Annotated in this window: 20 protein-coding genes and 1 tRNA gene; 15 read left to right on the top strand and 6 right to left on the bottom strand. The window is 64.5% G+C overall.

What is annotated here, in order from left to right; genetic code table 11:
- The first annotated feature begins 34 nt into the window (after nucleotides 1-34).
- The 4 genes from AC0Z35_RS16620 (at nucleotide 35) to AC0Z35_RS16605 (ending at nucleotide 2,627) form a co-directional block, all read left to right on the top strand.
- The gene (locus AC0Z35_RS16620) at nucleotides 35-1,012 is read left to right on the top strand and encodes an NAD(P)H-quinone oxidoreductase (RefSeq protein ID WP_046807027.1); all 978 of its coding nucleotides are present in this window, start codon (nucleotides 35-37) and stop codon (nucleotides 1,010-1,012) included.
- A 130-nt stretch (nucleotides 1,013-1,142) separates the two neighbouring features.
- Nucleotides 1,143-1,889: a triose-phosphate isomerase gene (tpiA, locus tag AC0Z35_RS16615; RefSeq protein ID WP_046807028.1), complete on the top strand. Its 747-nt coding sequence runs from the start codon at nucleotides 1,143-1,145 to the stop codon at nucleotides 1,887-1,889.
- A gap of 21 nt (nucleotides 1,890-1,910) precedes the next feature.
- A complete protein-coding gene (gene secG / locus AC0Z35_RS16610) occupies nucleotides 1,911-2,378 on the top strand; it encodes a preprotein translocase subunit SecG (RefSeq protein WP_104142895.1) in 468 nt (155 codons plus the stop codon).
- A 164-nt stretch (nucleotides 2,379-2,542) separates the two neighbouring features.
- Nucleotides 2,543-2,627: transfer RNA gene (locus tag AC0Z35_RS16605), tRNA-Leu, on the top strand.
- A 109-nt stretch (nucleotides 2,628-2,736) separates the two neighbouring features.
- Here AC0Z35_RS16605 and AC0Z35_RS16600 read toward each other — a convergent pair.
- A complete protein-coding gene (locus AC0Z35_RS16600) occupies nucleotides 2,737-3,042 on the bottom strand; it encodes a hypothetical protein (protein WP_120154153.1) in 306 nt (101 codons plus the stop codon).
- 183 nt (nucleotides 3,043-3,225) lie between these two features.
- Between AC0Z35_RS16600 and AC0Z35_RS16595 the strand changes: the two genes are divergently transcribed.
- Nucleotides 3,226-3,390, top strand: a complete 165-nt coding sequence (locus AC0Z35_RS16595) for a hypothetical protein (protein WP_370512778.1) — start codon at nucleotides 3,226-3,228, stop codon at nucleotides 3,388-3,390.
- Between the two features lie 84 nt (nucleotides 3,391-3,474).
- On the opposite strand, the gene AC0Z35_RS16590 is transcribed toward AC0Z35_RS16595, so the two are convergent.
- Nucleotides 3,475-4,266 carry a tyrosine-protein phosphatase gene (locus tag AC0Z35_RS16590; RefSeq protein WP_082134629.1) on the bottom strand — a complete coding sequence of 264 codons (792 nt, stop codon included), beginning with the start codon at nucleotides 4,264-4,266 and terminating at the stop codon, nucleotides 3,475-3,477.
- Between the two features lie 117 nt (nucleotides 4,267-4,383).
- Nucleotides 4,384-4,878, bottom strand: a complete 495-nt coding sequence (locus AC0Z35_RS16585) for a MarR family winged helix-turn-helix transcriptional regulator (protein ID WP_120154159.1) — start codon at nucleotides 4,876-4,878, stop codon at nucleotides 4,384-4,386.
- A 147-nt stretch (nucleotides 4,879-5,025) separates the two neighbouring features.
- Between AC0Z35_RS16585 and AC0Z35_RS16580 the strand changes: the two genes are divergently transcribed.
- From AC0Z35_RS16580 to AC0Z35_RS16570, 3 genes are read left to right on the top strand one after another with little or no spacing between them, the layout of a single operon-like run.
- Complete coding sequence (locus AC0Z35_RS16580; protein WP_120154161.1) at nucleotides 5,026-6,291, top strand: flavin-dependent oxidoreductase; 1,266 nt, start codon at nucleotides 5,026-5,028, stop codon at nucleotides 6,289-6,291.
- Complete coding sequence (locus AC0Z35_RS16575; RefSeq protein WP_120154163.1) at nucleotides 6,288-6,773, top strand: DUF3237 domain-containing protein; 486 nt, start codon at nucleotides 6,288-6,290, stop codon at nucleotides 6,771-6,773. Before AC0Z35_RS16580 ends, AC0Z35_RS16575 begins: the two co-directional genes overlap by 4 nt.
- 50 nt (nucleotides 6,774-6,823) lie before the next feature.
- Complete coding sequence (locus AC0Z35_RS16570) at nucleotides 6,824-7,789, top strand: Bug family tripartite tricarboxylate transporter substrate binding protein (RefSeq protein ID WP_485132281.1); 966 nt, start codon at nucleotides 6,824-6,826, stop codon at nucleotides 7,787-7,789.
- A gap of 80 nt (nucleotides 7,790-7,869) precedes the next feature.
- Here the strand turns inward: AC0Z35_RS16570 and AC0Z35_RS16565 are convergent, their stop codons facing one another.
- The gene (locus AC0Z35_RS16565; RefSeq protein WP_485132282.1) at nucleotides 7,870-8,688 is read right to left on the bottom strand and encodes an aminotransferase class IV family protein; all 819 of its coding nucleotides are present in this window, start codon (nucleotides 8,686-8,688) and stop codon (nucleotides 7,870-7,872) included.
- 104 nt (nucleotides 8,689-8,792) lie between these two features.
- Between AC0Z35_RS16565 and AC0Z35_RS16560 the strand changes: the two genes are divergently transcribed.
- The 3 genes from AC0Z35_RS16560 (at nucleotide 8,793) to AC0Z35_RS16550 (ending at nucleotide 11,726) form a co-directional block, all read left to right on the top strand.
- A complete protein-coding gene (locus AC0Z35_RS16560) occupies nucleotides 8,793-9,749 on the top strand; it encodes a LysR substrate-binding domain-containing protein (protein WP_219991829.1) in 957 nt (318 codons plus the stop codon).
- Between the two features lie 121 nt (nucleotides 9,750-9,870).
- A complete protein-coding gene (locus AC0Z35_RS16555; RefSeq protein ID WP_046807037.1) occupies nucleotides 9,871-10,470 on the top strand; it encodes a nitroreductase family protein in 600 nt (199 codons plus the stop codon).
- Nucleotides 10,471-10,670: 200 nt separating this feature from the next.
- A complete protein-coding gene (locus AC0Z35_RS16550; RefSeq protein ID WP_104142906.1) occupies nucleotides 10,671-11,726 on the top strand; it encodes a sensor domain-containing diguanylate cyclase in 1,056 nt (351 codons plus the stop codon).
- A gap of 3 nt (nucleotides 11,727-11,729) precedes the next feature.
- Here AC0Z35_RS16550 and AC0Z35_RS16545 read toward each other — a convergent pair whose 3' ends face one another.
- A complete protein-coding gene (locus tag AC0Z35_RS16545; protein ID WP_485132283.1) occupies nucleotides 11,730-12,668 on the bottom strand; it encodes a hypothetical protein in 939 nt (312 codons plus the stop codon).
- Nucleotides 12,669-12,839: 171 nt separating this feature from the next.
- Here AC0Z35_RS16545 and AC0Z35_RS16540 point away from each other — a divergent pair, with 171 nt between their 5' ends.
- The 3 genes from AC0Z35_RS16540 (at nucleotide 12,840) to AC0Z35_RS16530 (ending at nucleotide 20,954) form a co-directional block, all read left to right on the top strand.
- The gene (locus AC0Z35_RS16540; RefSeq protein ID WP_046807040.1) at nucleotides 12,840-13,679 is read left to right on the top strand and encodes a lysozyme inhibitor LprI family protein; all 840 of its coding nucleotides are present in this window, start codon (nucleotides 12,840-12,842) and stop codon (nucleotides 13,677-13,679) included.
- 182 nt (nucleotides 13,680-13,861) lie between these two features.
- Nucleotides 13,862-19,876, top strand: coding sequence for a DUF3320 domain-containing protein (locus AC0Z35_RS16535; RefSeq protein WP_485132284.1), 6,015 nt, complete (start codon nucleotides 13,862-13,864; stop codon nucleotides 19,874-19,876).
- 355 nt (nucleotides 19,877-20,231) lie between these two features.
- Complete coding sequence (locus AC0Z35_RS16530) at nucleotides 20,232-20,954, top strand: META and DUF4377 domain-containing protein (RefSeq protein ID WP_240434041.1); 723 nt, start codon at nucleotides 20,232-20,234, stop codon at nucleotides 20,952-20,954.
- A gap of 122 nt (nucleotides 20,955-21,076) precedes the next feature.
- On the opposite strand, the gene AC0Z35_RS16525 is transcribed toward AC0Z35_RS16530, so the two are convergent.
- Complete coding sequence (locus AC0Z35_RS16525; protein ID WP_046807043.1) at nucleotides 21,077-23,536, bottom strand: penicillin acylase family protein; 2,460 nt, start codon at nucleotides 23,534-23,536, stop codon at nucleotides 21,077-21,079.
- Between the two features lie 332 nt (nucleotides 23,537-23,868).
- Between AC0Z35_RS16525 and AC0Z35_RS16520 the strand changes: the two genes are divergently transcribed.
- Nucleotides 23,869-25,455: a sulfatase family protein gene (locus AC0Z35_RS16520; protein ID WP_485132285.1), complete on the top strand. Its 1,587-nt coding sequence runs from the start codon at nucleotides 23,869-23,871 to the stop codon at nucleotides 25,453-25,455.
- The last annotated feature ends 6 nt before the right edge of the window (nucleotides 25,456-25,461 follow it).

Raw genomic sequence — 25,461 nt, 5'->3', positions numbered from 1 at the left:
AATAATAATCTATTTGCTGCAAAGGAGGCACGCGATGCACGCTGTAGAAATCTCCCGCCCCGGCGGCCCCGAGGTCCTGGTCCCCGTAGAACGCCCCACGCCCGAACCCGGCGCGGGTGAAGTCCTGATCAAAGTCAGCGCCGCGGGCATCAATCGCCCGGACGTTTTCCAGCGCAAGGGCAACTATGCCCCGCCGCGTGGCGTGTCCGACCTGCCGGGCCTGGAAGTGGCCGGTGAGATCGTAAGCGGTGACGTTGCCGACAGCGGTTTTGCCATCGGCGACAAGGTCTGCGCCCTGGTGGCCGGCGGTGGTTACGCCGAATATTGCGTGGCGCCCGTGGCGCAATGCCTGCCCATTCCCAAGGGCTTGTCAGACGTTGAAGCGGCCGGTTTGCCCGAGACCTATTTCACGGTCTGGAGCAACGTGTTCGATCGCGGCCGCCTGTCCGAAGGCGAGATCCTGCTGGTGCACGGCGGCGCCAGCGGCATCGGCACCACGGCGATCCAGTTGGCGCGCGCCATGGGCAACCGCGTGTTCGCCACGGTCGGCAGCGACGACCGCGCCCGTGCCGTCGAGGCACTGGGTGCTGAAAAAGGCATCAACTACAAAACCCAGGATTTCGTGAAGGAAGTCATGGACGCGACCGATGGGCGCGGCGTGGACGTCATCCTGGACATGGTGGCCGGCGACTACATCGCCCGCGACATGCAGTGCCTGGCCGATGACGGCCGCATCGTCATCATTGCGCAACTGGGCGGTTCGCGCGCCGACGTGGACACCTCGCAAGTCATGCGCCGCCGCCTGACCATCACGGGCTCCACCCTGCGTCCCCGTCCCGTCGCCTTCAAGGGCGCCATCGCCCGCGCCCTGCGCGAACAGGCTTGGCCCTTGCTGGAAAAAGGGGCCATCAAGCCCATCGTTCACGCCACCTTCCCGCTGGCCGAGGCCTCCAAGGCGCACGCCATGATGGAAGGCGGTGAAAACATCGGCAAAATCATCCTGACAATGTAAGAATCGCGCGGCGATCGGCGTATCGCCGCGCAACAGGATACAATCTTGGGTTTCGCCTGGAATTTTTTCCAGGCAGGCCCGTGGGCGGTTGCATCATTGCCCGGGGCTCACCCCCACTCTGACACCTGCCATGACTTCAGTCGACAATCGCGCCCGCCTCGTGCTGGGCAACTGGAAGATGCACGGCAACCTGGCCGAGAACGCCGCGTTGCTGACCGAGCTGCGCGCCGCGGATGCCGCGAGCCACTGCGAGATCGGCATCTGTGTTCCGTTTCCCTATCTGGCGCAAGCTGGCTCGGCCCTGACCGGAAGCAGCGTGTCGTGGGGCGCGCAAGACGTCAGCGCACACGAAAAAGGCGCCTACACCGGTGAAGTGTCCGGTGCAATGCTGAAAGAATTCGGTTGCCGCTGGGCATTGGCCGGCCACTCCGAGCGCCGCGTGCTGCACGGTGAAACCGACGAAATCGTTGCCGCCAAGGCGCAAGCCGCGCTGGCCGCAGGCCTGACCCCGGTGGTCTGCGTCGGTGAATCGCTGGCGGATCGCGAAGCGGGCAACACGCTGGCCGTCATCGAGCGCCAGTTGAAGCCCGTGCTGGCCCTGGGCGCCGAATCGGTGGCGCGCATGGTCCTGGCCTATGAGCCCGTCTGGGCCATCGGCACCGGCCGCACCGCCAGCCCGGAGCAAGCGCAGGAAGTTCACGGCGCCATCCGCGCCGCCCTGCGCACGCTGGGCGCGGCGCAAGTACAAGTTTTATACGGCGGTAGCGTCAAAGCTGCCAACGCCGCCAGTTTGTTCGCCATGACTGATATCGACGGGGCCCTGGTCGGCGGCGCGTCGCTAGTGGCTGAAGAATTTTTGCGTATTGCCGCCATCTAAGTTTCCGTTCCGGAGTCTGTAATGCCCTTGATGCTTAAACTTTTGCTGGCCGTCCAAGTACTTTCGGCGCTGGCTATCATCGTCCTGGTCCTGCTGCAGCAGGGCAAGGGTGCCGACATGGGGTCCGCTTTCGGTAGCGGCTCGTCCGGCAGCCTGTTCGGTGCCACTGGCGCTGCCAACTTCCTGTCGCGCGCCACGAAGTGGGCCGCCGTGGTCTTCTTTGCGTCCACCGCCGGCCTGGCCTACGTCAGCCACAAGGGCACCAGCGGCCCGGCCGTTGACTCCGGCGTGATGCAAAGCTTCCCGGCCGACCGCTCCGTGCCGCAAGTGCCGGGCGCAGCCCCCGCTGCTCCCGCAGCCGGTGGTTCTTCGGTTCCGGGTGCCGCTTCGGTTCCGGCGGCGCCTGCCGCGCCGGCCAAGCCCGATGCCTCGGTGCCCACTGCCCCGGCCGCTCCGGCCACCAAGCCGGCTGAAACGCCCGCCAAGTAAGATCGGGCAAGGTTGAAAAAGCCGGCGTGCGCGCCGGCTTTTTTATTTTGCGCCATTGGGATCGGAGCCCGAAATCTGCTTCATTCCGGGTTCTACTAAATCCATGCTAGAATGCTCGACTTTCTGGCCTTGCCTATCGGTAGGGTTACAGAAATCTGGTGAATGCCGACGTGGTGAAATTGGTAGACACGCTATCTTGAGGGGGTAGTGGCGAAAGCTGTGCGAGTTCGAGTCTCGCCGTCGGCACCAAGAATTCCTCGCAAAAAAGCCCGCTGAAACGCTACGTTTCAGCGGGCTTTTTGCTTTGCGTTTGCGTTTGCGTTTGCCTTTGGCCTTGGACACATGGCCATTGAATGCCTCAATGCAAGTTCCCGCCAAACGCCACCACCGCCACCACGAATGTCGTGAGCCCGACCGCCGCCAATCGATACGCCCGCTTCGCGGCATGCGCGTTGTTTCGGCTTAGCCCGATCAGCGTCGCCACCGTCGACCACAATCCCGTGAACGCCAGCAGCGACAGCGTGTACACCCAATCCGACAGGTCATAGCCGCCACCCCCAATCGATACAGGCGCCGACGTCCGTGGCCACAGCAACGCAATCAGTGTGCCGGCCACCACGGCAAAGACGGCAAGCCAGGCCAGAAATGCGCGGTCCTTCAGCATGGTTTCGATCCTAGGGTTTCAGTTAGGGGATGTAATGCGCACGCCCATGCACGCCAAAACAGTGATGCGGCACTGTTATAAAGGGCGTTGTAGATTCAACGGTAGGGCAAGCTTATGTCGATTCAACAGTTGATCCGTTGCGGTGCGGCAGCGTCGCTAATCGCGATGGGTGCAGGATGTTCCATGGTTGGCTTGGGAGACTCCCGCAGCAGCGAGTGCCAGTGGTATCGCAGCAGCTGCATGCACGAGGGCTCATACGACCCCGGCGAAGAAGACTACGCCGAAGAAGAGGCAAAGCGCTTGAACAAGCAGTCTTCCGATCGGCTGCGCCGCAGCTCGGGCAACTGAAGCAACTGAAGTAGCTGAAGTAGCTGAAGCGGCTGAAGTAGCTGAACCCGCCGAAGCCATTGAATCTCGCCCGCGCGGCAAGATTCAGGCTTCCAGGTAATGATTGCGCAAGACGTCGGCGTCTATCTTCAGCGCGTCTTTCAGATACCGGTCCATGCTGCCGTATTCCTGCTTGATGGCTTGCACCGACGCGTCCAGGTACGCGGGCGCCACTTCCAGCAGCGGCATCATCACGTCGTCCTTGATGCCGCTGGCGCCGGACTTTGCCAGGATGTCCTCAAAGAACCGGGCGTTGCAGTGATTCGATTCCAGATAATTCGACAGGATATCGTCCTGCGCCACGCCCAGCGCCGATAGCAGCAACAGCGATGCGAAGCCGGTGCGGTCCTTGCCCGCCGTGCAATGAAAGAGCAGGGTCTTGCCCGTCATCGCCGTGTTCATGAAACCGCCAAACGCGGCCTGGTAGCGCGACGGAAATTCTCGGTAGATCTCGACCATCATGGTCGTCGCGAATGCCGGGCTGGCGTCGCGCAGGCGCGGCAGCAGGGATGCCATGGCCATATTGCCGTCCAGCACGGGCGATGCAATCCAGTGAAAGCGTTGGCCGAAGTGCGCCTCGTCGTGGGCCTTTTCCGGTTCAGCGCGAAAGTCGATGACGGCTTCCAAACCCAGCGCGCCCAGCCGTTCCAGGTCGGCGGCGCTGGCGCGGCCCGGGTTGCCGCTGCGAAACAGTTTGCCCCGCCGCACGCGCCGGCCGTCGATCCCGGCCAGCCCGCCCAGGTCGCGCGCATTGTGCACGTTCTCAAGCTCCAGGCGGCGCTGCATGGCTTCGGGCGTTGGCATGAATGGGTCTTGCTGGCGCATGGGGGTCGGCATGGGTTCCTTCACGTGTAAACGGGTCGGTGGATCGTAGCACCACGGGCGCGCTCGCAGCGGCCATGCCGCCCTTGTGGGGGGGGCGCCGGCGCTCGTTTGGGCAATAGCCGCCCGGGCCTAAGCCCCCAGCTTGCCCAGCAATTCAATCAGCTGCCGCTTTTCCGCCGCACCCAGTTCCTGGCTGATCCGCGCGTCATGCGCCTGCACGGCCTCTGTAATGTCGGCCAGCACGGCGCGGCCGGCGTCGGTGGCTGCCAGGGAATAGGCGCGCTTATCGTGCTCGGCGTCCTGCCGTTCCACATAGCCCAGCGCCTGCAACTGGTTCACGATCTGCACGGCGCCCGACCGCGCAATGCCCTGGATGCGAGCCAGGTCCGTTAGTTTCAGGTGAGTATTCGCCGCAATCAATGTCAGCGCCGAAAACCGCTGGGGCGTGATGTCCCACGGCGCCAACGCGGCCAGGAAGTCCTCATAGATAACGATCTGCGCGCGTCGGATGGCGTAACCGACCAGACCGTCCAGTGCGCCGTACCGGACGCCGGGGACGTGGGGCTGAAACTGCTCGCCTCGCGCGCCGGGGCGGCGGGGGCGTTGGGATGCGGCTCGTGACATGGCGGTGGCGCGGGGCAGGGTCCTGGTGTCAGGGGGCTCAACACTAATGCAGTCATGCGCGCCGCGCTACCGGATTACGGGAAATCCCCGGTGCGGAATCGGCGGCAATTTTGTTATGTTGCATAACAAATAAGACCAGGAGTGGACATGCAAATCGTCATCGCCGGCGCCGGCATCGGCGGGCTGACGCTCGCGCTGATGCTGCATCGGCGCGGCATCGAATGCCGCGTATATGAAAGCGCCCAGGAACTGAGACCGCTGGGCGTGGGCATCAACCTGCTGCCGCACGCGGTCAGCGAGCTGGAACAGCTGGGCCTGATGCCCGCGCTGGCCGAGCGCGCCATCGAAACGTCGCAGCTGCACTACTACAACAAGTTCGGCCAGCCCATCTGGCGCGAGCCGCGTGGCGTTCAAGCGGGTTATCCGCTGCCGCAATTCTCGGTGCACCGGGGCGAATTCCAGATGCTGCTGGCGCAAGCGGTGCGAGACCGTTTGGGCAACGATGCCATTGTGACGGGCATGGCGCTGGAATCCGCCGAGCAGGACGCGGACGGCGCCACGGCAGTGTTCCGGCGGCGCGCGGACGGATCGTTGCACCGCGTGCGCGGCGATATCCTGGTGGGCGCCGACGGCATCCATTCCGCGTTGCGCCGCCAACTGCATCCGGTGGGCGACGAACCCCGCTTCTCTGGCCGCATGCTGTGGCGTGCGGTCACCGAGGCCCTGCCCTACCTGGACGGGCGCAGCATGTTCATGGCCGGTCATCAGGACCAGAAGTTCGTCTGCTACCCGATCTCTGAACCGCTGCGCCGCGAAGGGCGTTCGCTGATCAACTGGATTGCCGAACTTTCCGTGCCGGGCGCCGAACTGCCGGCCACCGACTGGAACCGCCAGGTGAACAAGTCGGTGTTTGCGGACAAGTTCGCCAACTGGCGCTGGGACTGGATCGACATTCCCGCGATCATCGACGGCGCAGAAGCCATCTACGAATTTCCCTTGGTGGACCGCGACCCGCTGCCGCGCTGGACGCGGGGGCGCGTGACGCTGTTGGGCGACGCCGCGCATCCCATGTACCCCATTGGTTCGAACGGATCGGCGCAAGCCATTCTGGACGCGCGCTGTCTGTCGGATTGGCTGGCGCAGGCGGCCGGCGGTCGCGTGCGCACGCCGGAAATCGCATTGTTGGAATATGAGGCCGAGCGCCTGCCGCGCACGGCCGGCATCGTGCTGCGCAACCGCTTGAATGGCCCCGAACAGGTCATGCAGATGGCCGAAGAACGCGCGCCGCAAGGTTTCACCGACATCCACGATGTGATGGCGCACGAGGAATTGGCGGCGGTATCGCTGCGCTACAAACAACTGGCGGGATTCGATCCCGCCGCCTTGAAGAAAAGCCGGGAAGCCACGCCATGAGCGCCATCGATGCATTGACCGACCCGGAAGCCCCCCGGCTCGAACACGTCACCACCGTTATCGTCCAGGTTGGCGCACCGCAGGAAGTGGGCGACACGCCGCAAGGCCGCCGCCGCGTCATCCCGATTTCGGGCGGCACCGCGCAAGGCCCACGCCTGACAGGCAAGGTGCTGCCGGGCGGCGCCGATTTTCAGGTGATCCGCTCGGCCACGTACACCGACATTCACGCGCGCTACGTCATCGAAACGCCCGAGGGCGATCGCGTCTACGTCGAGAACACCGGCATCCGCACCGGGCACGCGGACGACATCGCCCGGTTGGTGCGCGGCGAACCCGTGGACCCCGCCAGGATTTATTTCCGCAGCTATCCGCGCTTTGAAACGGCGGCGCCCGCACTGGGCTGGATGAACGAAAGCCTGTTCATCGGCACGGGCGCACGCTATCCCGACCGGGTCGAACTGCGCTTCTACCGCATTTGCTGAACCCGCGGCATCCGCCGTGGCATGACGATAAAAACGACTCGGAGACAACCATGACTTCAATGCTGTGCCGCCTGTTGGGCGGCTTCCTGCTGTGCGTGCCGCTTGCCGCGATGGCGCAATTTCCCAATGGGCCGGTGCGGCTGAACGTGGGGTTTCCGCCCGGCACCGGGCCCGACATCGTGGCGCGCACGCTGTCGCAACACATGGGGCCGTTGCTAGGCCAAAGCGTGGTCGTGGAAAACAAGGTGGGCGCGGGCGGGCAGATCGCCGCGCAGACCGTGGCGCGCAGCCCGGCCGATGGCCAGACGATTCTGCTGGGCGAAGTCGGCTCCATCAGCATCTCGCCCGCCACCTACCGCAACCTGAATTACGATCCGCCGCGCGATTTTGCGCCGATCTCTGAAGTGGTGCGCGCCGACTTCGTGCTGGTCGTGCCGGCCGATTCCCCGTATCAGGACCTGACGGCGTTTATCGACGGCGCGAAGAAGGCGTCCGATCGCATCAACTTCGCCACCTTCGGGGCGGGTACGCCGGGCCACTTTGGCGCCGAGTTGTTCGCGCGCGAAGCGGGCATGAAGATCGAGGCCATCCACTACCGCTCAACGGGCGACGCGGTGTCCGGCCTGGTGTCCGGCGCGGTGCAGGCCGCGTTCGTGACAACGGCGCTGGCCGTGCCGCAAGTGCAGGGCGGCAAGCTGCGTGCCTTGGCCATCACCGGCGCGCAACGCTCGCCCGCGCTGTCGGCGGTGCCGACCTTTGCCGAACGCAGCCTGCCCGCCGTGAACTTCGGCGCGTGGTTCGCGCTGTTCGCGCCCGCCGGCACGCCGGATGCGGTACTGGACCGCCTGCAAAAAGACAGCGCCGCTGCGCTGCGCCAGCCCGCTGCCGTACGCAGCCTGGCCGAGGCCGGCTTCGTGGTGGTGGGATCCGACCGCCCGACGCTGCAAGCGTTGTTGACCAGCGAATCCAAGCGCTGGAGCGATGTGGTGAAGGCCACGGGGTTCCGCGCCGACTGATCGTTGCCGGCCCTCCCGTTTGCCGGCGTCCACGTTGCCGGCATCCCGTTGCGGGCATCCCGTTGCGTGGCCGCAAGCCATCACGGCGCCATCAGCGCTTCGGCCCGATAGGCGTCGTGCAGCAATGTCATGAACGCGGGCGCGTCCGGCATCGCGGTGTCGCCGATACGCCTCACCGCGACGCCCGGCGTCCAGGAGTTCATCACGGCGGCCCCCGCCATGGCCGGCAGGTCGGCCAACGTCACGGGCTGCACACGCTGCGGTATCTGCCTGTCGCGCAGCTGCCGCTGCACGATGCCCATCGTCGTGCCGGTCAGCATTTGGGCATCGGGCCACACCACGGCCTGCCCATCCCAGAACGCAAGGTTCCAGATGGACGCCTCGCTCAAACGACCCTGCCGGTCGACGAAGGCTGCGTCGTCGGCGCCTTGCCGGGCCGCCTGCCGCAACAGATACGTCTTGGCGACTTCGCCCACATGCTTCACGGCCGGCAGCGTCCGCTCGTGCTGTATCGCCGCCAACGACAGGGGCCCGGCCGGGCCATTTGAAGGCGGCCCGGTCCGTACCAGGATGTCCAGCGGGGTATCGCCTTGGGCAACGGTGAATTCGCCGGCTGGGGAATAGACGGTGGCGACCAGGGATAAGTCCTCGGGGCTGGCGCGGATGGCTGAACGCAGCGCATCCACGATGGCGGTATCGGGCAACGCCCGCCCGAACATCGTCAGCGAGGCCGCGCGCAAACGTGCCAGGTGCAGGTCCAGGCCCCGGACCCGTCCGCCGCGTACCTGCATCGCGGTGAAGTGGGCGTAGCCGGCAAACGCCAGCGGGGCCAGGTCGGCGGCGGTGGCGGGCAGGCCGTTGCGCTGCGTGACATAGGGAAAACTTTCCAAGGCGGGCATGAAGGATATCCGGGCTGATCATCAAGTTTCGCCACTATCCTGCATTGCCATTACCAGGGGAAACGAGTTATTTTCACGCCATTATCAAATTTGGCTTGAAGATCATGAATCGCCTGCTGCCCGGCACCCGTGCTCTGCGTACCCTGGAAGCGGCAGCGCGTCACCTGAACTTCACGCGCGCTGCCGACGAACTTGGGCTGACGCCGGCAGCCGTCAGCTATCAAATCAAAGAGATCGAAGAACAACTGGGCGTGGTGCTATTCACGCGCACCAGCCGCAGCATTCAATTGACGCCTGCCGGCACGGTGCTGTTCGACGCCGCTGCCGACGCGTTGCACACGTTGCAGCAGGCGGTGTCCAAGGCGCGACGGCTGACGCGGGGCGATGCCCAACTGCGGCTGTCAGTGGGCGCGCGCTTTGCAACGCACTGGCTGTTGCCGCGCCTGCCTCAGTTTCAGGCCGAACACCCCGGCTTGGCATTGACGTTCGACATCAGCGATGCCGTGCGCGACTTTGCCGCTGACGATGTGGACGCGGCCATCCGATTCGGCGCGGGCGATTACCCCGGTGCGGTGTCCCATCGGCTGTTTCATACCGTCGTCGTTCCCGTGTGCAGCCCGGCGCTGTTGCAATCTGGCCGCCCGTTGGGTCGCCCGCAGGACTTGTTCAACCACACGTTGTGCTACGTAGACTGCCGGCCCGGCGGCATTGTCTGGCCGAACTGGCCGATGTGGATGGCGGCGGCGGGCGTTGATGGCTTCGACGATAGCCGTAGCGTCGCCTTCGCGGAATCCAGCCACGTGGTGCAAGCCGTGATGGATGGCGCGGCGGTGGGCTTGGTGGAATGGGAACTGGTCGAACGCGATGTGCAAGCCGGCCGCCTGGTCCGGCTGTTCGATGTTGGGGTTCGGGTGGCGCCGGAATACGCCTATCACCTGGTGTATCCGGCGGCCAGCGCGTCCGACCGCCGGGTATGCGCATTGCGGGATTGGATGCTGCGAACCGTCAGCGCCGCGGATGCCGTCAAACAGCACTATCAACCCGGCTCGTTCCACGAATAGAACAGTTTGTTCCGTCCAAAACCAGCCGTTTTGGTCGTGCTGCTAGTGCGCGTGTCACGGTTCGACCGTTAGAATTCGTTCCCATACCACCCCCTATCTACCAGTCGAAAGGTCAAGTCCCATGAGCAACGCTTATCTCGAGGCACTCAAGAAGCGCCGTACGCAGTATTCGCTGGGCCGTAATGTGTCGGCCTCCAAAGAAGAACTGGCCAGCCTGATCCAGGAAGCCATCAAGCACAGCCCTTCGTCGTTCAACTCGCAAAGCTCGCGCGCCGTCATCCTGTTTGGCGATGAAAGCGTGAAGCTGTGGGACCTGGCCATCGAAGAAGTGCGCAAGGTTGCGCCGGCCGAAGGTTTCGACAAGACCGAAGCCAAGCTCAAGAGCTTCGCCGCCGGCGTGGGCACCGTGCTGTTCTTCGAAGACCAGGACGTGGTGCGCAGCTTGCAGGAAAAATTCGCGCTGTATGCCGACAACTTCCCGGTGTGGTCCGAGCAGTCGGGCGGCATGGCTCAATTGTCCACCTGGGCAGCCCTGGCCAACGCCAACGTCGGCGCCAGCTTGCAGCATTACAACCCGCTGATCGACGGCGTGGTCGCGCGTGAATGGAACGTGCCGGCCTCGTGGAAGCTGCGCGCGCAAATGCCGTTCGGCTCCAACGAGAACGGTTTTGGCGACAAGCCTTTCATGGACGATGCCGAGCGTTTCCGCGTGGTTGGCTGAATGCCCTGACGTGACGCAGGCGCCGGTGGCCTGATCAAAAACGCCATGCAAGCCCGCACTTCCGACACAGGAAGGGCGGGCTTTTTCATGGGCCGGCGCAAATTGTCGACAAGTGCATAATGGTCGTTTGTCCGGCCCGACTCCTTTGGGCCGGCAGCGCTGCCGCGCGGCAGCAAGCGCGCTTGAAGGAGAGATGCCGTATGGATCCGATACTTGCCGGGCTGTCCAGATCCTTGCCCCAAGCCAAAACGGTCGAGCAACTGACCCGCCCCTTGCTGGACATGTTGGGCAGCGTGACGGGATTGGAATCCACGTACCTGACCGAGATCGATCTGAAGGCCGATTTGCAGCATGTGCGCTACGCCCGCAACGTGGGCGATTTGCAGATTCCCGAAGGCTTGTCCGTGCCATGGTCGGACACGCTGTGCAAGCGCGCCCTGGAAGACGGGCGCATGTGCACCAGCGACGTGGCCAATTGCTGGCCGGATTCCGAAGCCGCGCGCCAGCTGGGCATCCAGACCTACGTCAGCGCGCCGGTGCGTACCGACGAAGGCCAGCTGTTGGGCACGCTGTGCGCCGCCAGCGCGCGCCAATTGCAGTTGGCGCCGCAGGCCGAGTCCGTGTTGAAGCTGTTCTCGAATGTGATTGCCAACTTCCTGCAACGCGAAATGTTGATGGAACAACTGCACTCGGCCAACGTCCAGCTGATGTCCTACGCGATGACGGACCCGCTGACGGGCCTGCCGAATCGCCGTGCCCTGTACGAAGAGCTGGAACGTCTGGAGCAGCGTGCGCTGCGCGAAGGCGGCAGCGTGTTGGTGGGCGTGATCGACCTGGATGGTTTCAAGGGCATCAACGATACGTACGGCCATCAGCAAGGGGATGTGTTCTTGCAGGAGATCGCACGCCGCGTCGCCGCCGCCTTGCGCACGTCCGACATGCTGGGCCGCATCGGTGGCGACGAATTCGTGCTGGTGGGGCCAGGCCCCGAGCTGGATCGCATGGACGCCACGGCGGGCGCCGCCGCGCAACGGGGTGACGCCATGGAAGCCGCGCGGTCGCTGGAAGAACGCGCCACGGCGGCCACGGCAGGGCGCTACCAGCTAGGCGATGCCGTGGTGTCTTACGAAGGAGCCAGCGTGGGTGTGGTGGCCGTGGACCCGCGCGGCCTGGATGCCGAAGCGGCGGTTCGCCTGGCCGATGCGCGCATGTACGAGATCAAGCGCGCGCGCAAAGGGGCGCGCACGATCCATTAAGCATCACCGATACGCCCGCTCGGCCGCCGACCACTTCAACGTCTTGCGCCACTTGCCGCCTTGTTGGCGCAGTTGCAGGTCAAAGTAGCCGTCGGTTTTCTCGGGCAGCACAATCAGGAGGTTGCTGGCGTCGGACATGTCGTGATCGCGCGTGCCGTCGGGATGCCAGTCGCCCGCGATGGACTTGAAGAAGGACATGGGCTGCGCGAACACCACGCGCAGCGTGGGGCCGTCGATGTGAAACAGGTACAGGGCCTCGAAGTTGGCGCCGCCGCCTGAATAGCCTTCGCTCCATCCGGCGCGCACGCCGAAGGCCACGGCGCCGGGGGCGATCTTGTAGGCGGCCAGATCGAAGCGTTTCCATTCGGTGGGCACCGACAGCAACGGCGCGTTGGCGTCTTCCGATGCCACGTCCTGGGGCAGGTCGATATCGGTATCGCGCCAGTCGGTGGGTGTCTTGACCGGGCCGTTGGTGCGCGCCAGCAGCGTGGGGGCGGCGCCCGGCGTCGTGCCGAACACGCCAAACCAGACGCCGTTCTTGTCGTCGTCGCTGGACAGGTCGGCGCATTCGCCGCCACCGTATTTGATCAGCTGCGCCGCGCGTTCGGGCGTGGACGCCAGGCAGACCATTGCGACAAACGTGCCCGGGCGCTGCCCCCACGGCTTTGCGCCGGCGACCAGCAGCCGCTTGGGATCCTGGCCCGGGGCCAGTTGCTGCACCAGGAATTCACGCGTGAAGCCGTCGGGCAGCGCAACGCCCAACCCGTCCGGTTGGGGCGCGCCGCTCATCTGGCTGTCGTACATCCGGCGGGCGTCTTCCGTCTGGATGGCGCCGCGCGCCTTGTCCAGCGACGGCACCGTCGTGTCTGCCCATGCTTGCGGCACATATGACGCGCAGGCCAACAGGGGGGGCAACAGTAGCGAGGCGAATCGGATGCGCATGGGTAAGGGAAGCGTGTTAGGGGTTGAGGAAGCCGGCGCAGGATAGCGCGGGTGCACGTTTCAGAACGTTGAACTCTGTTTCTATTCTGTAAGTTGATTTCATGCAGAATGGCACGCCGGGTGTCCGGCGCCACGCTGGCCCCGCCGGCTTACGCAAAGAGAGAAGACGCAATGACATTGGCACGTTTCACACTGAACGCGGTGAAGGGCGTTTTTCTGGCCGGCGTGTTCGCGCTGTCCGCACCGGCGATGGCCATCAATTGCGCCAAGGCGGCTACCGCCGTCGAAAAGCTGATCTGCGCCGACAAGGCCACCGTCGCGGCCGATGCGAACTTGAATCGCGCTTACCAGGCGATCTTGAAGCAGGCGCCCGACGACAGCATCCGCGCGATGCTGGTCGCAAGCCAGAAGCGGTGGCTGGCCGCGCGCGATCGTGCGCTGGACCGCTTGCTGGGCGACCCGGACACCGTGCCCGATGACAAGACCGCCGGCGAGATTGCGCGCGAGCTGATCGAGAACCGCAGCGCGCAGTTCAAGGAAACCGGCAAAGGCGCCACCACGCCCACGATCATTAGCAGGGCGGTTCAGCAGCAGAAGTTTCAATCGCAATTCACGGGCGGCGCGTTCGCCGGCTATTGGACGACTTGCGACGTGCTGCCGCACGATTATGTCGACTACGAGTGCTTTGCGATTCGTCATTACCAGAACAACGACCGCGTGTGCACGGTGGACGAATCCTGGGCGTCGGGCGCCGTCTACACCAAGCGCTACGTCGCCAACGTGGTTGACGGCAAACCGCGCGTCATCGCGTCGTGCTCGTTCAATAGCGCCGACGAAGCCTGCGCGACCGTCGCGGACACCAAGGCGAACTGGAACCGGCATCCCGAGGCGCCCCAGTACGTGTATGCCGACACGCCGCTGCCCAAGCTGGATGGCGAGATCGATGCGTCGGACGATGCAGAATGGGTGCAGGCCTGCCTGACCGACCCGGCGTATCCGCCGGCGCAATAGCCAGGCGGCGGGGGCTGGCATGGCGCACGCATGGGGTCCTCGGGCCTCATGCCATCGATATTCAAACCGATACGCAAAACTTGCTGTTTCCCGAGGGCAGAGGCGCCATCGCGTCTTAAAATCCGGCATTGCAGATTTTCGCTGCCGGCATCGGCCCGCGCGGAACGAACCGAGAGATATCGATGGATAAGCGACAAGACCTGGAACCCCCGGCGATCCAGGAGGGCGCGGCCCAGACCGGCGCGGCCCAGACCGGCGTGGAGCAAACCCGCGCGTTGCTGATCGACGTGGTGCATGCTGACCTGGTGCATGCCACGGCGTCTGGCGCGCGGGATGCCATCGACGCCATCGCCATCGACATCGAAGCTGACCCTACGCTGGGCTACGCCTCGATTCAGAACGCGGTGCCCATCGTGCGTACGTTGCGCCTGACGAACCGTTCCGAGCACACATTCGAGAACATCGAGGTGCGGCTGCGCTGCAACCCCGCCTTTGCCCAACCCGTAACGCTGCGCTTTGACGTGCTGGTGCCGGGAGAAATTCGCCGTATTTCCCCGCTGGACCTGACGCCTGACCACAGCTACGTGGCCGGTCTGCAAGAGGCCGTGCGCGCCAGTATTGACGTGGTGGTGCAGTCAGGCTCGCAGGAACTGGGTCGGGCCTCGCAACCGATATCCGTGTTGGCGTATGACCAATGGGCCGGCACGCGCGCCTTGCCGGAATTGCTGGCGGCGTTTTCCATGCCGAACAATCCGGCCGTGGATGGGCTGATCGGCAAGGCGTCCAAGCTTCTGCGCGCGCAGTACGCCGACCTGCAAATGAACGGCTACCAGTCCAAAAGCCGCGACGTCGTCTGGAAGCAGGTGTCCGCCATCTACAGCACACTGGCTGCGGAATCGCTGCACTATGCCGAACCGCCCGCCTCGTTCGGCGTGGACGGGCAGAAAATTCGCACACCGGATCGCATCATGGACGCGCGGGTGGCAACGTGCCTGGACCTGGCGATGCTGTTCTCGTCCTGCCTGGAGCAGGCGGGATTGCGTCCGGTGATTCTGATGAAAGACGGGCACGCCTGGGTGGGCGTGTGGCTGCATCAAGCGTGCTTTGCAGACCCGCTGACCGATGACGTGCAGGCGGTAAGAAAGCGCGTGGACAGCGGCGAATTCCTGGTCTTCGAAACCACCGGCATCGCGCAGCATCCCAACTTCCGGCCGTCGTTGCGGCGCGCGTTGGAGCAGGGCGCGACGCATCTGCGCGAAGAAAATACCTTCCGCTACGCCATCGACGTGCATCGCGCGCGCGAATTGCAAATCAAACCGCTGCCTTCGCGCGGGGTGTCGGTGGCGCCCACGGACGCCGACGACACCGAACTCCCTGCCGCCATCGAGCCCACGCCCGAACTGCCGCCGCTGGACCCGGAATTCGTGATCAGCCTGGAGCCCGCCGATGACACGCCGGAAGGCCGGCTGGCCAAGTGGAAGTCGCGCCTGCTGGACCTGACGCTGCGCAATCGGCTGCTGAACTTCAAGCTGACCAAATCCACCTTGCCGCTTGTTGTGCCGGACCTGGCAAAACTGGAAGACGCCATTGCCGACGGCAGCGAATTCCGTATTCGTCCGCTGCCCGCCGCGCTGATGGACGGCAGCGACCCGCGCGTGGCCGAGGTGCATGTGGGCCGGGGCGGGCGCGCGCCGCTGGACGACATGGCGCTGGACGCGCTGGGCAACAAGGAACTGATCGCACGCGTTACGCAGGAAGCGCTGGACGCCAACCTGCTGACCATCTTCGGCGCGGCGCGCATCGGCCTGGAAGAGGGCGGCGCCAACACGCTGTACCTGGCGATGGGCATGCTGCGCTGGACGGAAAGCCCCGGCGCGGAAAGCGCGCATCTGGCGCCGCTGATCCTGGTGCCGGTCTCGCTGCAACGGCAGTCGGTGCGCAGCGGCTTTCGCCTGGTTCGCCACGACGACGAGACCATCATCAACCCCACGTTGCTGCAAATGCTGCGCAACAACTACGAGCTGCGCATTCCGGGGCTGGACGTTTTGCCCGCGGACGACAAGGGCGTGGACGTGGCCCGGGTGTTGCAGGCGTTCCGCTTGGCCGTGCGGGAAATCGCGGGGTGGGAGGTACTGGAACAGGTGCATCTGGGCATTTTTTCGTTCACCAAGTACCTGATGTGGAAGGACTTGCAGGACCGCACCGAGCAGTTGAAAGCCAACCGCGTCGTCAAGCATCTGATTGACCACCCCGGTCAGGCGTTTGCCAAAGAGCCTTTGGATCAGCGCTTTGACCGCCTGGACGACAGCTATCGGCCCCAAGACCTGCTGACCCCGCTGCTATCCGATTCGTCGCAACTGAAAGCGATTTGTGCGGTGGACGCGGGCCGCGACCTGGTGTTGGAAGGGCCGCCCGGCACGGGCAAGAGCCAGACCATCACGAACCTGATCGCGCATCTGCTGGCGCGCGGCAAGACGGTGCTGTTCGTCTCGGAAAAGATGGCCGCGCTGGAAGTGGTGCATCGCCGTTTGGCCAATATCGGGCTGGGCCCGTTCTGCCTGGAACTGCATTCATCCAAGGCGCGTAAAGCCGAGGTGTTGCAACAGCTGGGGCGTGCGTTGGATCACAGCGGGCAACGCACCAGCGACGATTGGGCGCGCGAGGCCGAACGCGTGAGCGTGCTGCGCCAGGACTTGAACGGGCTGGTCGACGCGCTGCATCACGCGCATGCCAACGGCCTGACGGTTTATGACGCCATTGGCACCTGCATTCAGAATGCGGGCAAGGAGCCGTCGCCGATGTTCTGGGCCGACGCGCAGGCGCATCAATACCAAGACCTTGCGCAGCTGCGCGAGACCGCGCGCCGCATGTCGACCTTGTCCAAGGAGCTTGGCGTGCTGCATGGCCATCCGCTGGCGCATATCGGCATGGCCGAATGGAGCCCCAGCTGGCAAGACGCGTTGCTGGCTGCGGCGCATGCGCTGGAGCAGGCGGTGGCAGGCTTGCAGACGCAGGCGGCCACCGTGGGCGATGGGTTGGGTGTGCCGGCGCAGGGTTTGAGCCTGAACGCCTACGCGCGTCTGGATACGCTGGCTGACGTGCTGCTCGCCGCACCGCAGGTGCCCGCCGGCTTGGCCACGCAGGCGCACGACCCCGGCGCGCGCTTCCAGGTGCAGGCGTTGGTGCGTCACGGGCAGGCGCGCAACGCGCATTGGGAACAGGTGGGCGCGCAATGGGCCGCGCGGTTGGCCGAGCTGGACGCCAATACGCTCAAGGCCGAGTGGCTGTCTGCCTGCTCGGCATGGTGGCCGAAGTCTGTCTTCGCCAAGGGCGGTATCCGCAAGCGGCTGGCGGGCTATCGCACGGACAGCCAGCGGCCGGACGAGGGGTCGATTACCGCCATGCTGGCGCCCTTGGCGCTGGTGAACATCGAAGACCGCGAGCTGGCTGCGTTGAAGGCGGACGCGCAGCGCTTGCTGCAAGACCGCTACACGGGACTGGCCACGGATTGGGAGCAGGTGCAGCGGCATGAGCAATGGGCCGAACGCTTTGCCGATGCGGTCACGCAGGCGGCGGGCGACCCGGTTTCCGCAGCGGACCTGCGCACCCGGCTCCAAGCACTGGTGGGCGAAAACCGCGCCTTGCTGCAACCTGGGGCACCGTTGGGCAAGGCTTTGCTGGGCTATCGGGATGCGTGGCGCGGTCTGCAAGACTGCTTGGCGCAAGTGGACGCGCTGGCCAAACCGCCCGAAGCACTGGTGGGCGAGCCGGAGGCTAATGGCGCGCTTGAACGCATCCTGGGTGTGCTGGCGGGCTGGCGTCACAACAAACAATTGCTGATGCCGTGGTGCGTGTGGCGTCAGGCGCGCGAGCAGGCCATTGCGATGCAGCTGCAAGGCTTGGTCGCATCGCTTGAGCAGGGCCGCGTGCCGCTGGAGCAGGTCGAAGCGCATTTTGAATTCAGTTATCGCAACTGGTGGGTAAAGAAGGTCATTGACCATACGCCCGTGCTGCGCGCGTTTTCCAGTGCCGACCACGAGCGCAAGATCCGAGAATTCCGCGACGCCGACGACCGCTTCCAGAAGCTGACGTCTGCCTACATCGCCGCCGTGCTGGCTGCCAAAGTGCCCGATGGCAACGGCGTGCTGGTCAGCCCGGATAGCGAGCTTGGCCTACTGCGCCGCGAACTGCAAAAAAAGACGCGCCACGTGCCCGTGCGCCAGTTGATGCAGCGCTTGCCGTCGCTGCTGCCCAAGCTCAAGCCCTGCCTGCTGATGTCGCCGTTATCGGTGGCGCAGTATCTGGACGCCGGGCATTCGCAGTTTGATGTCGTGGTGTTTGACGAGGCCTCGCAGATTCCGGTGTGGGATTCGGTGGGCGCCATCGCGCGTGGTCAGCAAGTGGTGGTGGTGGGCGACACCAAGCAGTTGCCGCCCACCAGCTTCTTCAGCAAGTCCACGCCCGAAGACGACGGCGCGGGGGATGACGGACAGGTCGAAGACCTGGAAAGCATTCTGGACGAATGCCTGGGCGCCGACATGAACCGCCTGCGTTTGCAGTGGCATTACCGCAGCAAGCATGAAAGCCTGATCACGTTCAGCAACGTGACCTATTATGACTCGCAGCTGATCACCTTCCCGTCGCCCGTGACGGATGACGTGGCCGTGCGTCTGGAAAAGGTTGCGGGCATTTACGACCGGGGCGGTAGCCGCACCAATCGCCTCGAAGCCGAAGCCATCGTGCAGGGCATCGAGCAGCACTATCTGGACGAGTCGCGCCGCCGCCAGACATTGGGCGTTGTGACCTTCAACCAGCCGCAGCAAGCCCTGATCGAAACGCTGCTGGACGCCCGCCGCCGCGCCAATGCCGAACTGGACAAGGCGATTTCGGCGCAATCCCGCGAGCCGCTTTTCATCAAGAATCTGGAGAACGTGCAGGGCGACGAGCGTGACGTCATTTATTTCTCGATCACCTTCGGCCCGGATGCCGCCGGCAAGATGACGATGAACTTCGGACCACTGAACGGCGAAGGCGGACACCGCCGCCTGAACGTGGCCATTTCCCGCGCGCGCGAAGGCGTGGTGATCTACAGCACGCTGATGCCGGAACAGATCGACCTGTCGCGGGTGCGCGCCACGGGCGTGCGCGACTTGAAGCATTACCTGGAATTTGCGCTGAAAGGGCCGCGCGCCTTGGTCGAGCAGTCGCTGCCGACCGGCCGCGAACCGGACAGCCCATTTGAAACGCAAGTCATCAAGGTGCTGCGCGATCATGGCTGGGTGGTGCATCCGCAGGTGGGCTGCTCGGGCTACCGCATTGACATGGGCGTGGTGGACCCGCGCGCGCCTGGCCGCTATCTGATGGGTATCGAGTGCGACGGCCGCGCGTACCACTCGGGCGCCACCGCGCGCGATCGCGATCGCTTGCGGCAGGTGGTGCTTGAAGGGCTGGGCTGGACGCTGCATCGGGTGTGGTCCACCGATTGGTGGATCAACCCCGAACGCGAAGTCGAGAAGATCCTGGCCCGCTTGAACGCGGAACTGGAACGCACGGTGCAGGATGAATCGCCCGTCGAATTTGTGATCACCACAGAAGAAGGCGATACCGCCTGGCCGTCGGCAGACGGCGTGACCGCGCATGGGGTTGCACCCTATCGCGTGGCGGATTTGAGCACGGCCCCGGAGGGCGCTGACGCGTTCTACAACCGCGCCAACAACGCGCTGCTGGCGGAACAATTACGCCTGGTGATCGACACGGAAGGCCCCATCGCCGAGACGGTGCTGCACCGTAAAGTGGCTCGCGCGTGGGGCCTGGAGCGCACGGGCGTTCGGATCATTGAACGGTTGCGCACGTTGACGCCAATGGACGTGGGTCAGACAGACGAAGGCGAGGCCACCTTCTATTGGCCCGCCGGCGTCACCCCCGAAACCTGGAGCGGCTTTCGCGGCGCAAGCGACGACGACGCCACGCGCCGCCGCGTGGACGATGTCTGCGTTCAAGAACTGGCGAATGGCGTCCTGCACGTACTGGCGATGACCGGCAACGCGCCGAAAGCGGATGTGATCAAGTCCGTGTGCCGGCTGCTGGGCATGTCGCGTACCTTGGCCGATGCGGAAGCACGCATCGGACACGCGATAGCGGGGTTGGCGCAACGGGGCGTGGTGCGGGAGGAAATGGGGATGTTGCAGGTGGGGTAGGAGGGCATGAAACCCTATCGCCGGGACGTAAGGTGTCAGTCTGTAATCACCGGGGCGAGATGGCGGGGTTAGTGACCCGGATGTGTTAGTCCTTCGACCTCCGTATGAAAGCACTGCCCCTCAGGCGGGCAAATAGCGGGTCCGCCAATCCCATCCCTCAGCAAGATTTTGAAACCCTCTGCCCGGCGCTTCGCCAGACCCGTCCACATCACGGACGTAGAATGCCGCTTTGCTTTAAGTGCCATTCGGCTTCCAGGAACGAACCATGAAAAAAATAATTCTTCTTGCGTCCGCATGCGCCGCGCTGCTTTCCGCTTGCGCTCCGGTTTCCTCTCCCAGCGTAGGATCCTCTTCCATGCCCGACACCACTGCCGCCTCGCCCGCCAGCCAGCTGACCTTGCCCGCGTATTACTGGCGCCTGGTTTCTGCCACCGATGCATCCGGCAAGTCGATTCCGACGTTGCAGCCGGGCGTTGAGCATCAGCTGCGCCTGGCCTTCACGAACGATGCGTTGAATATCCGGGGCGGTTGCAATACGCAATTTGGCGGTTACCGCTACCAGAACGGCGTGTTGACGGTGGATAACCTGGCGTCCACGATGAAGGCGTGCGAGCAGAGCTTGATGCAGCTGGATGCCGAGATCAATGCGCGCCTGAAAGGCGATCTGCGGGCCACGCTGTCGGGCGACACGCACGAGCCCGCGCTGGAACTGGTGGGTAAGGACGGCACCGTGCTGAAGTTTGTTGGCGAACCCACGCCCGAAACGCTGTACGGCAGCGCCGGCCAGATCATGTTCCTGGAAGTGGCCGCGAAAAAGGCCGAATGCAGCCACCCCATGATTCCCGATTACCAGTGCCTGATGGTGCGCGAGCGCCGCTACAACGAAGCGGGCGTGCAGCAGCCGACGCAGGATAAATGGCATCCGCTTTATCAATCCATCGAAGGGTTCAAGCACCAGGAAGGCGTGCGTACCGTGTTGCGCGTCAAGCGCTACGACTGGAAGAACCCGCCGGCGGACGCGCCGTCCAAGGTGTATGTGCTGGATATGGTGGTGGAGCAGGACGCGTCGAAAAAGTAGTCGCGAGTAGTCGCGGTTACTGCAACAAAAACGCCAAGCAAAACGCCAAGAAAAACCCCAACCAAAACCCCAAAAAAAATGCCGGGCCCCAAGCGACCCGGCATTTTTTTGTGGCCCGCCCGTCAGTTCCCCGACGGCTTGAGCGTCAGCGTATCGGCGCGTTCGCTATCCACCTTGGCGCGGCTGAACGCCATGGGGAAGTACTCGCCGGTTGCCCAGCCCTTGAGCAAGTCCTGGTAATGCGGGCTGCGTGGGTCAGCGGACTGGCCCGGCACGTTCTGCACGCGTGAGTTATCCCAGTTGGCCACGTCGATCACCTGCCGATACGACGACCCGCTGATCTGCCGGAAATCGCTCTTGCGGAACGTCGCCCGATGCACCGTGTCGTTGTCGCCGCCCACCGGATAGCGCGGGGTGCCCCAGGCCTTGGCGGTGTCCGGCGGCAGCAGGCTGGCCAGGCTGTGTTCGAACTGGATGTGATGCAGTTTGCCCCACTGCCACTGGGTGGAATCCGGCCCGAGCTTGGCGCGCAGTTTCTGTACGCCATCGTTCAGCGCTTGCAGCAACAGCGCGTCGCGGCCCCGATCCGGCGGCGTGCCAAAGGCGGCATCCGGCGTGGCCAGCTTTTCCAGCGTCTTGCGGGTGGACAAGTCACCGAACGCCGCGCGGCCATTCGCGGGCACGTAAAGGTCGGACACCCGCTTGACGACCTCGGGCAGCCAGAACGCGTAGACCGTGGCGGCGCGCGAATCGGTGTCCATCCGGTAATCCCAATCCTTCAACAGGCCCAGCGCGTCGTTCAGCGCCGGGTCGGCGGAATTCAGCGCCTTGGCATAGCCGCCCAGCGTGCGCGCGGGTATCGACAGGTTGTCGTACTGCAAGTCCTGGGATTGCTGCACCGTCAGCCGGCTGCCATCGGCCAGCACTTCGCGGATCCGCTGGACGCGATAAGGTTCGGCCCAGGTGCGCGCCGACATGTCCTTGTAGACGTAGTCCGCCGGCAGGTTGTATTCGTTGGCGGTCGCAACATAGCCTTCCGGCGGGTTGTACGCGCGGGGCAGGGCGCTGCCGGGCAAGACGCCGCGCCATTCGAAATCGCCATTGCCGGGCACGGGCAACATGCCCGACCAGTCGTTGCGCGGGCGTATCGGCGCGATGCTGCCGCCGAACCAGCCGATGTTGCCGTCCACGTCCGCGTACACCATGTTTTCGCTGGGCGTGTAGTGCTTTTCCATGCCGGCCACGAATTCATTCCAGTTCTGCGCCTGGTTCAGGCGCAGGCTGGCCAGGTAGGCCGCCGTGCCCGGAAATTCAAGATAGGCGGCGCGCAGTGCGTATGCCTTGTGGCGTACGGGGTCTTCGTGAATCACCGGACCGTGACGCGTGAATTTCAGCTGGCGCACCGCCGCCGCCTGGCCGCGCACGGGAATGGATTCGTCCATCTGCCGCATTTTTTCCCAGCCGCCCCGATAGCGGTATTCGTTGGGATTGGCGGGGTTGGTGTCATAGACGTACAGGTCTTCTTCGTCGCCGAAGGCGAAGATCGTCAAGCCGAACGCGATGCGGTCGTTATGGCCCATCGACACGCCCGGCAACGACGGTTCGCCGGCGCCGATCACGTTCCAGCCCGGCGCGTTCAAGTGCACCATGTAACGCAACGACGGCATCGTGATCGACCGGTGGGGGTCGCCGGCCAATATGGGTTTGCCGGTGTCGGTATGCTGCCCGCCGATGGTCCAGTTGTTGCTTTCGTATCGCGTGGCCATCGGATCAAAGTTCGGATCCAGCGACGCCAGCTTGCCTTCGGACAGCGCGCTGGCAAGCGCTTCGCGCTTGTCCAGCGCCAGCGGGCTTTGGGGGAAGTCCGCCGCGACAAACTTCTGGCCATTGCGCGCCAGCGTGTAGTTCGCCAGGACGGACTTGTCGATCTGGCGCACGTCCAGGCCAGCCGGCACTTGCAACGCCAAAGGCGGCTCGAAGGTGCTCAGGCCTTGCACGGCGTTCAGGCCCAGCCCGGCGACTTGCTGCGCCATCTTCACTTCTTCATTCAGGTTGCGCGTCAGCCCGTAAATGCGGATCAGCGAGGTCTCGGGGCGCCAATAGCCGGGCAGTGTGCCGGTCAGCTTGAACTCGGGCGGCAACTGGTCGGGGTTGGCCTTCACCCAATCCACGTAGGCGTTGATGCCGGCGGCAAACGCAGTAAGGATCGCCTGGCCCTCGGGGTGATAGCTGGCGAATTCGGCCTGCATGTCGCCTCGGAACAGGAACAGGCGCGCGGCGCGGTCCTGTTCGACGAAGCGCGGCCCGAATTGCTCGGCCATCTTGCCTTCGCCTTGCCGGCGCCACAGGTCCAGCTGCCAGAGCCGGTCGCGCGCGGCGGAAAAACCTTGCGCGAAGAACAGGTCATTCTGGTTCTGTGCATAGATGTGGGACACGCCATGGCGGTCCCGCACGATTTCCACGGGCTGGCTCAGCCCGGCCATGTTGATGGTGTCCTTCTTGCCGGTTGACGCGCACCCCGCCGTCAAGGCAATCAGCCCGCTCGCCAGCAGTGCGGCGATCCTGCGATTAAACAAACGCATGGCTCCTCCTCCAGGTTTATTGCTTTTTTATGCCTGTGGGCCCCGGGGCCTCCTGCCGCCGGGTCAACCGCGCAAGCAACTGCTAGAACTAAAGCAGTTAACGCGGCAAAGCTGTTTTATTTGTTGAGTTTTGGGATGGCTTGTAACGCCGTGGTCGGTTGGCACGCCGATCGAATCTGATGGATACATGTGTGGGCGGCAAAACACAGGGTGAGCGGACCGGTGAATGGGTCCGACAACCGGGGCATATCTCTGTTCGACGCCAAAACCGCTACGCACAATGGCCGCATCAACACAGCCAAGCCGGTATGAGCCGGTGGCAAGGAGACCTGATGCAGCCCAACTTTCTGCTATTCATCACCGACCAGCAACGTGCGGACCACGTGGGCAGTTACGGCAACGCCGTGCTGCGCACCCCGGCGCTGGACGCCCTGGCTAGGCAGGGGTGGTCCGCCGACCGCTTCTATGTCGCCTCGCCGATCTGCATGCCCAACCGCGCGACCCTGATGACGGGCCGCATGCCGTCGGTGCACGGCGTGCGCCACAACGGCATCGCGCTATCGCAGCGCGCAACGACTTTTGTGGATCGGCTGCGCGACGCGGGCTATTCCACGGCGCTGATCGGTAAATCGCATTTGCAGAACATGACGGGCATTGGTCCCGCATGGCCACCGGCAGGCGCCGCCGCGTCGCAAGGCGAGGCCTGGCGGCTTGACCGCGGTGACTACGATCAAGAGTGGGCGCCCAAATGGCGAGCCGATCCCGGCCACGAAGTGCAGACGCCGTTCTACGGCTTTGATTACGTGCGACTGGCGCTGGACCACGGCGATCAGATCGGCGGCCATTACGCACGCTGGCTTGCCCAGCAGCATCCCGAGGCGCGGCGGCAGTGGGGGCCCGAGCATGCGCTGCCCACACCGGACTTTGTGCTGACGCAACACCGGCAGGCGTGGCGCACGCGCGTCCCCGAAGAATGCTCGTCCACCGCCTACATCGGTGATCAAACCATTGCGCAACTGCGGCGGCTGGCGGGCGGCCGTGCACCTTTCTTCATCCAATGCTCGTTTCCCGATCCGCATCACCCGTACACGCCGCCGGGCACGTACTGGGACCAATATCGGCCGGAAGACGTAACGCTGCCGGTATCGTTTCACGCCAGCCGGGCCGTCCACCACCACCCGCCGCCGCATGTGGCGTGGCTGTATCGGCAGCGCGATCTGAACATGGCGGTCAAGCACACGCCGGCCGTGTTCGCCTGCACCGAGCGCGAGGCGCGTGAAGCCATCGCGCTGAACTACGGGTCCATCAGCCATATCGATGCCACGATCGGCCGGGTCATGCAGGCGCTGCGCGAGACGGGGCTGGACGACAACACCGTGGTCATCTTCACCAGCGACCACGGAGACTTCTTCGGCGATCACCAACTCCTGTTCAAGGGCCCTATCCATTACCAAGGGCTGATTCGCACCCCCTTCATCTGGCGCGACCCGCAGGCCGCGCCCGCCGCCCCGCGCAGCCAGGCGCTATGCGCCACGCCCGATATCGCCGCCACCGTGCTGGCCCGCGTGGGGCTGCCGCCCTACAACGGCCTGCAAGGCCAGTCCCTGCTGCCGCTGATGTCGGCTGCGGTCGACACGCTGCGCGACGCCGTGCTGATCGAAGAAGAAGGTCAGCGCACGATGTTCGGTTTTCCGGGGCGCACGCGGATGCGCACGCTGCAAACGGCCCGCTATCGCCTCAGCGTGTATGCCGACGCGGACTGGGGCGAACTGTACGACCTGCACGAAGACCCGCACGAGCTTCGCAATCTGTGGCACGACCCCGCCGCCGAGGCGCGGCGCGGCGAACTGCTGATTGCGCTGTCGCAAACAATGATCCGCCTTGCGGAAACCAGCCCCCACCCCACGGCCATTGCCTGAAGCATG

This window comes from Achromobacter sp. 1L-A-4-B-C2 (assembly GCF_057291955.1).
The sequence above is the reverse complement of the archived record's forward strand: the minus strand, read 5'-3'. Positions and strand labels throughout refer to the sequence as shown.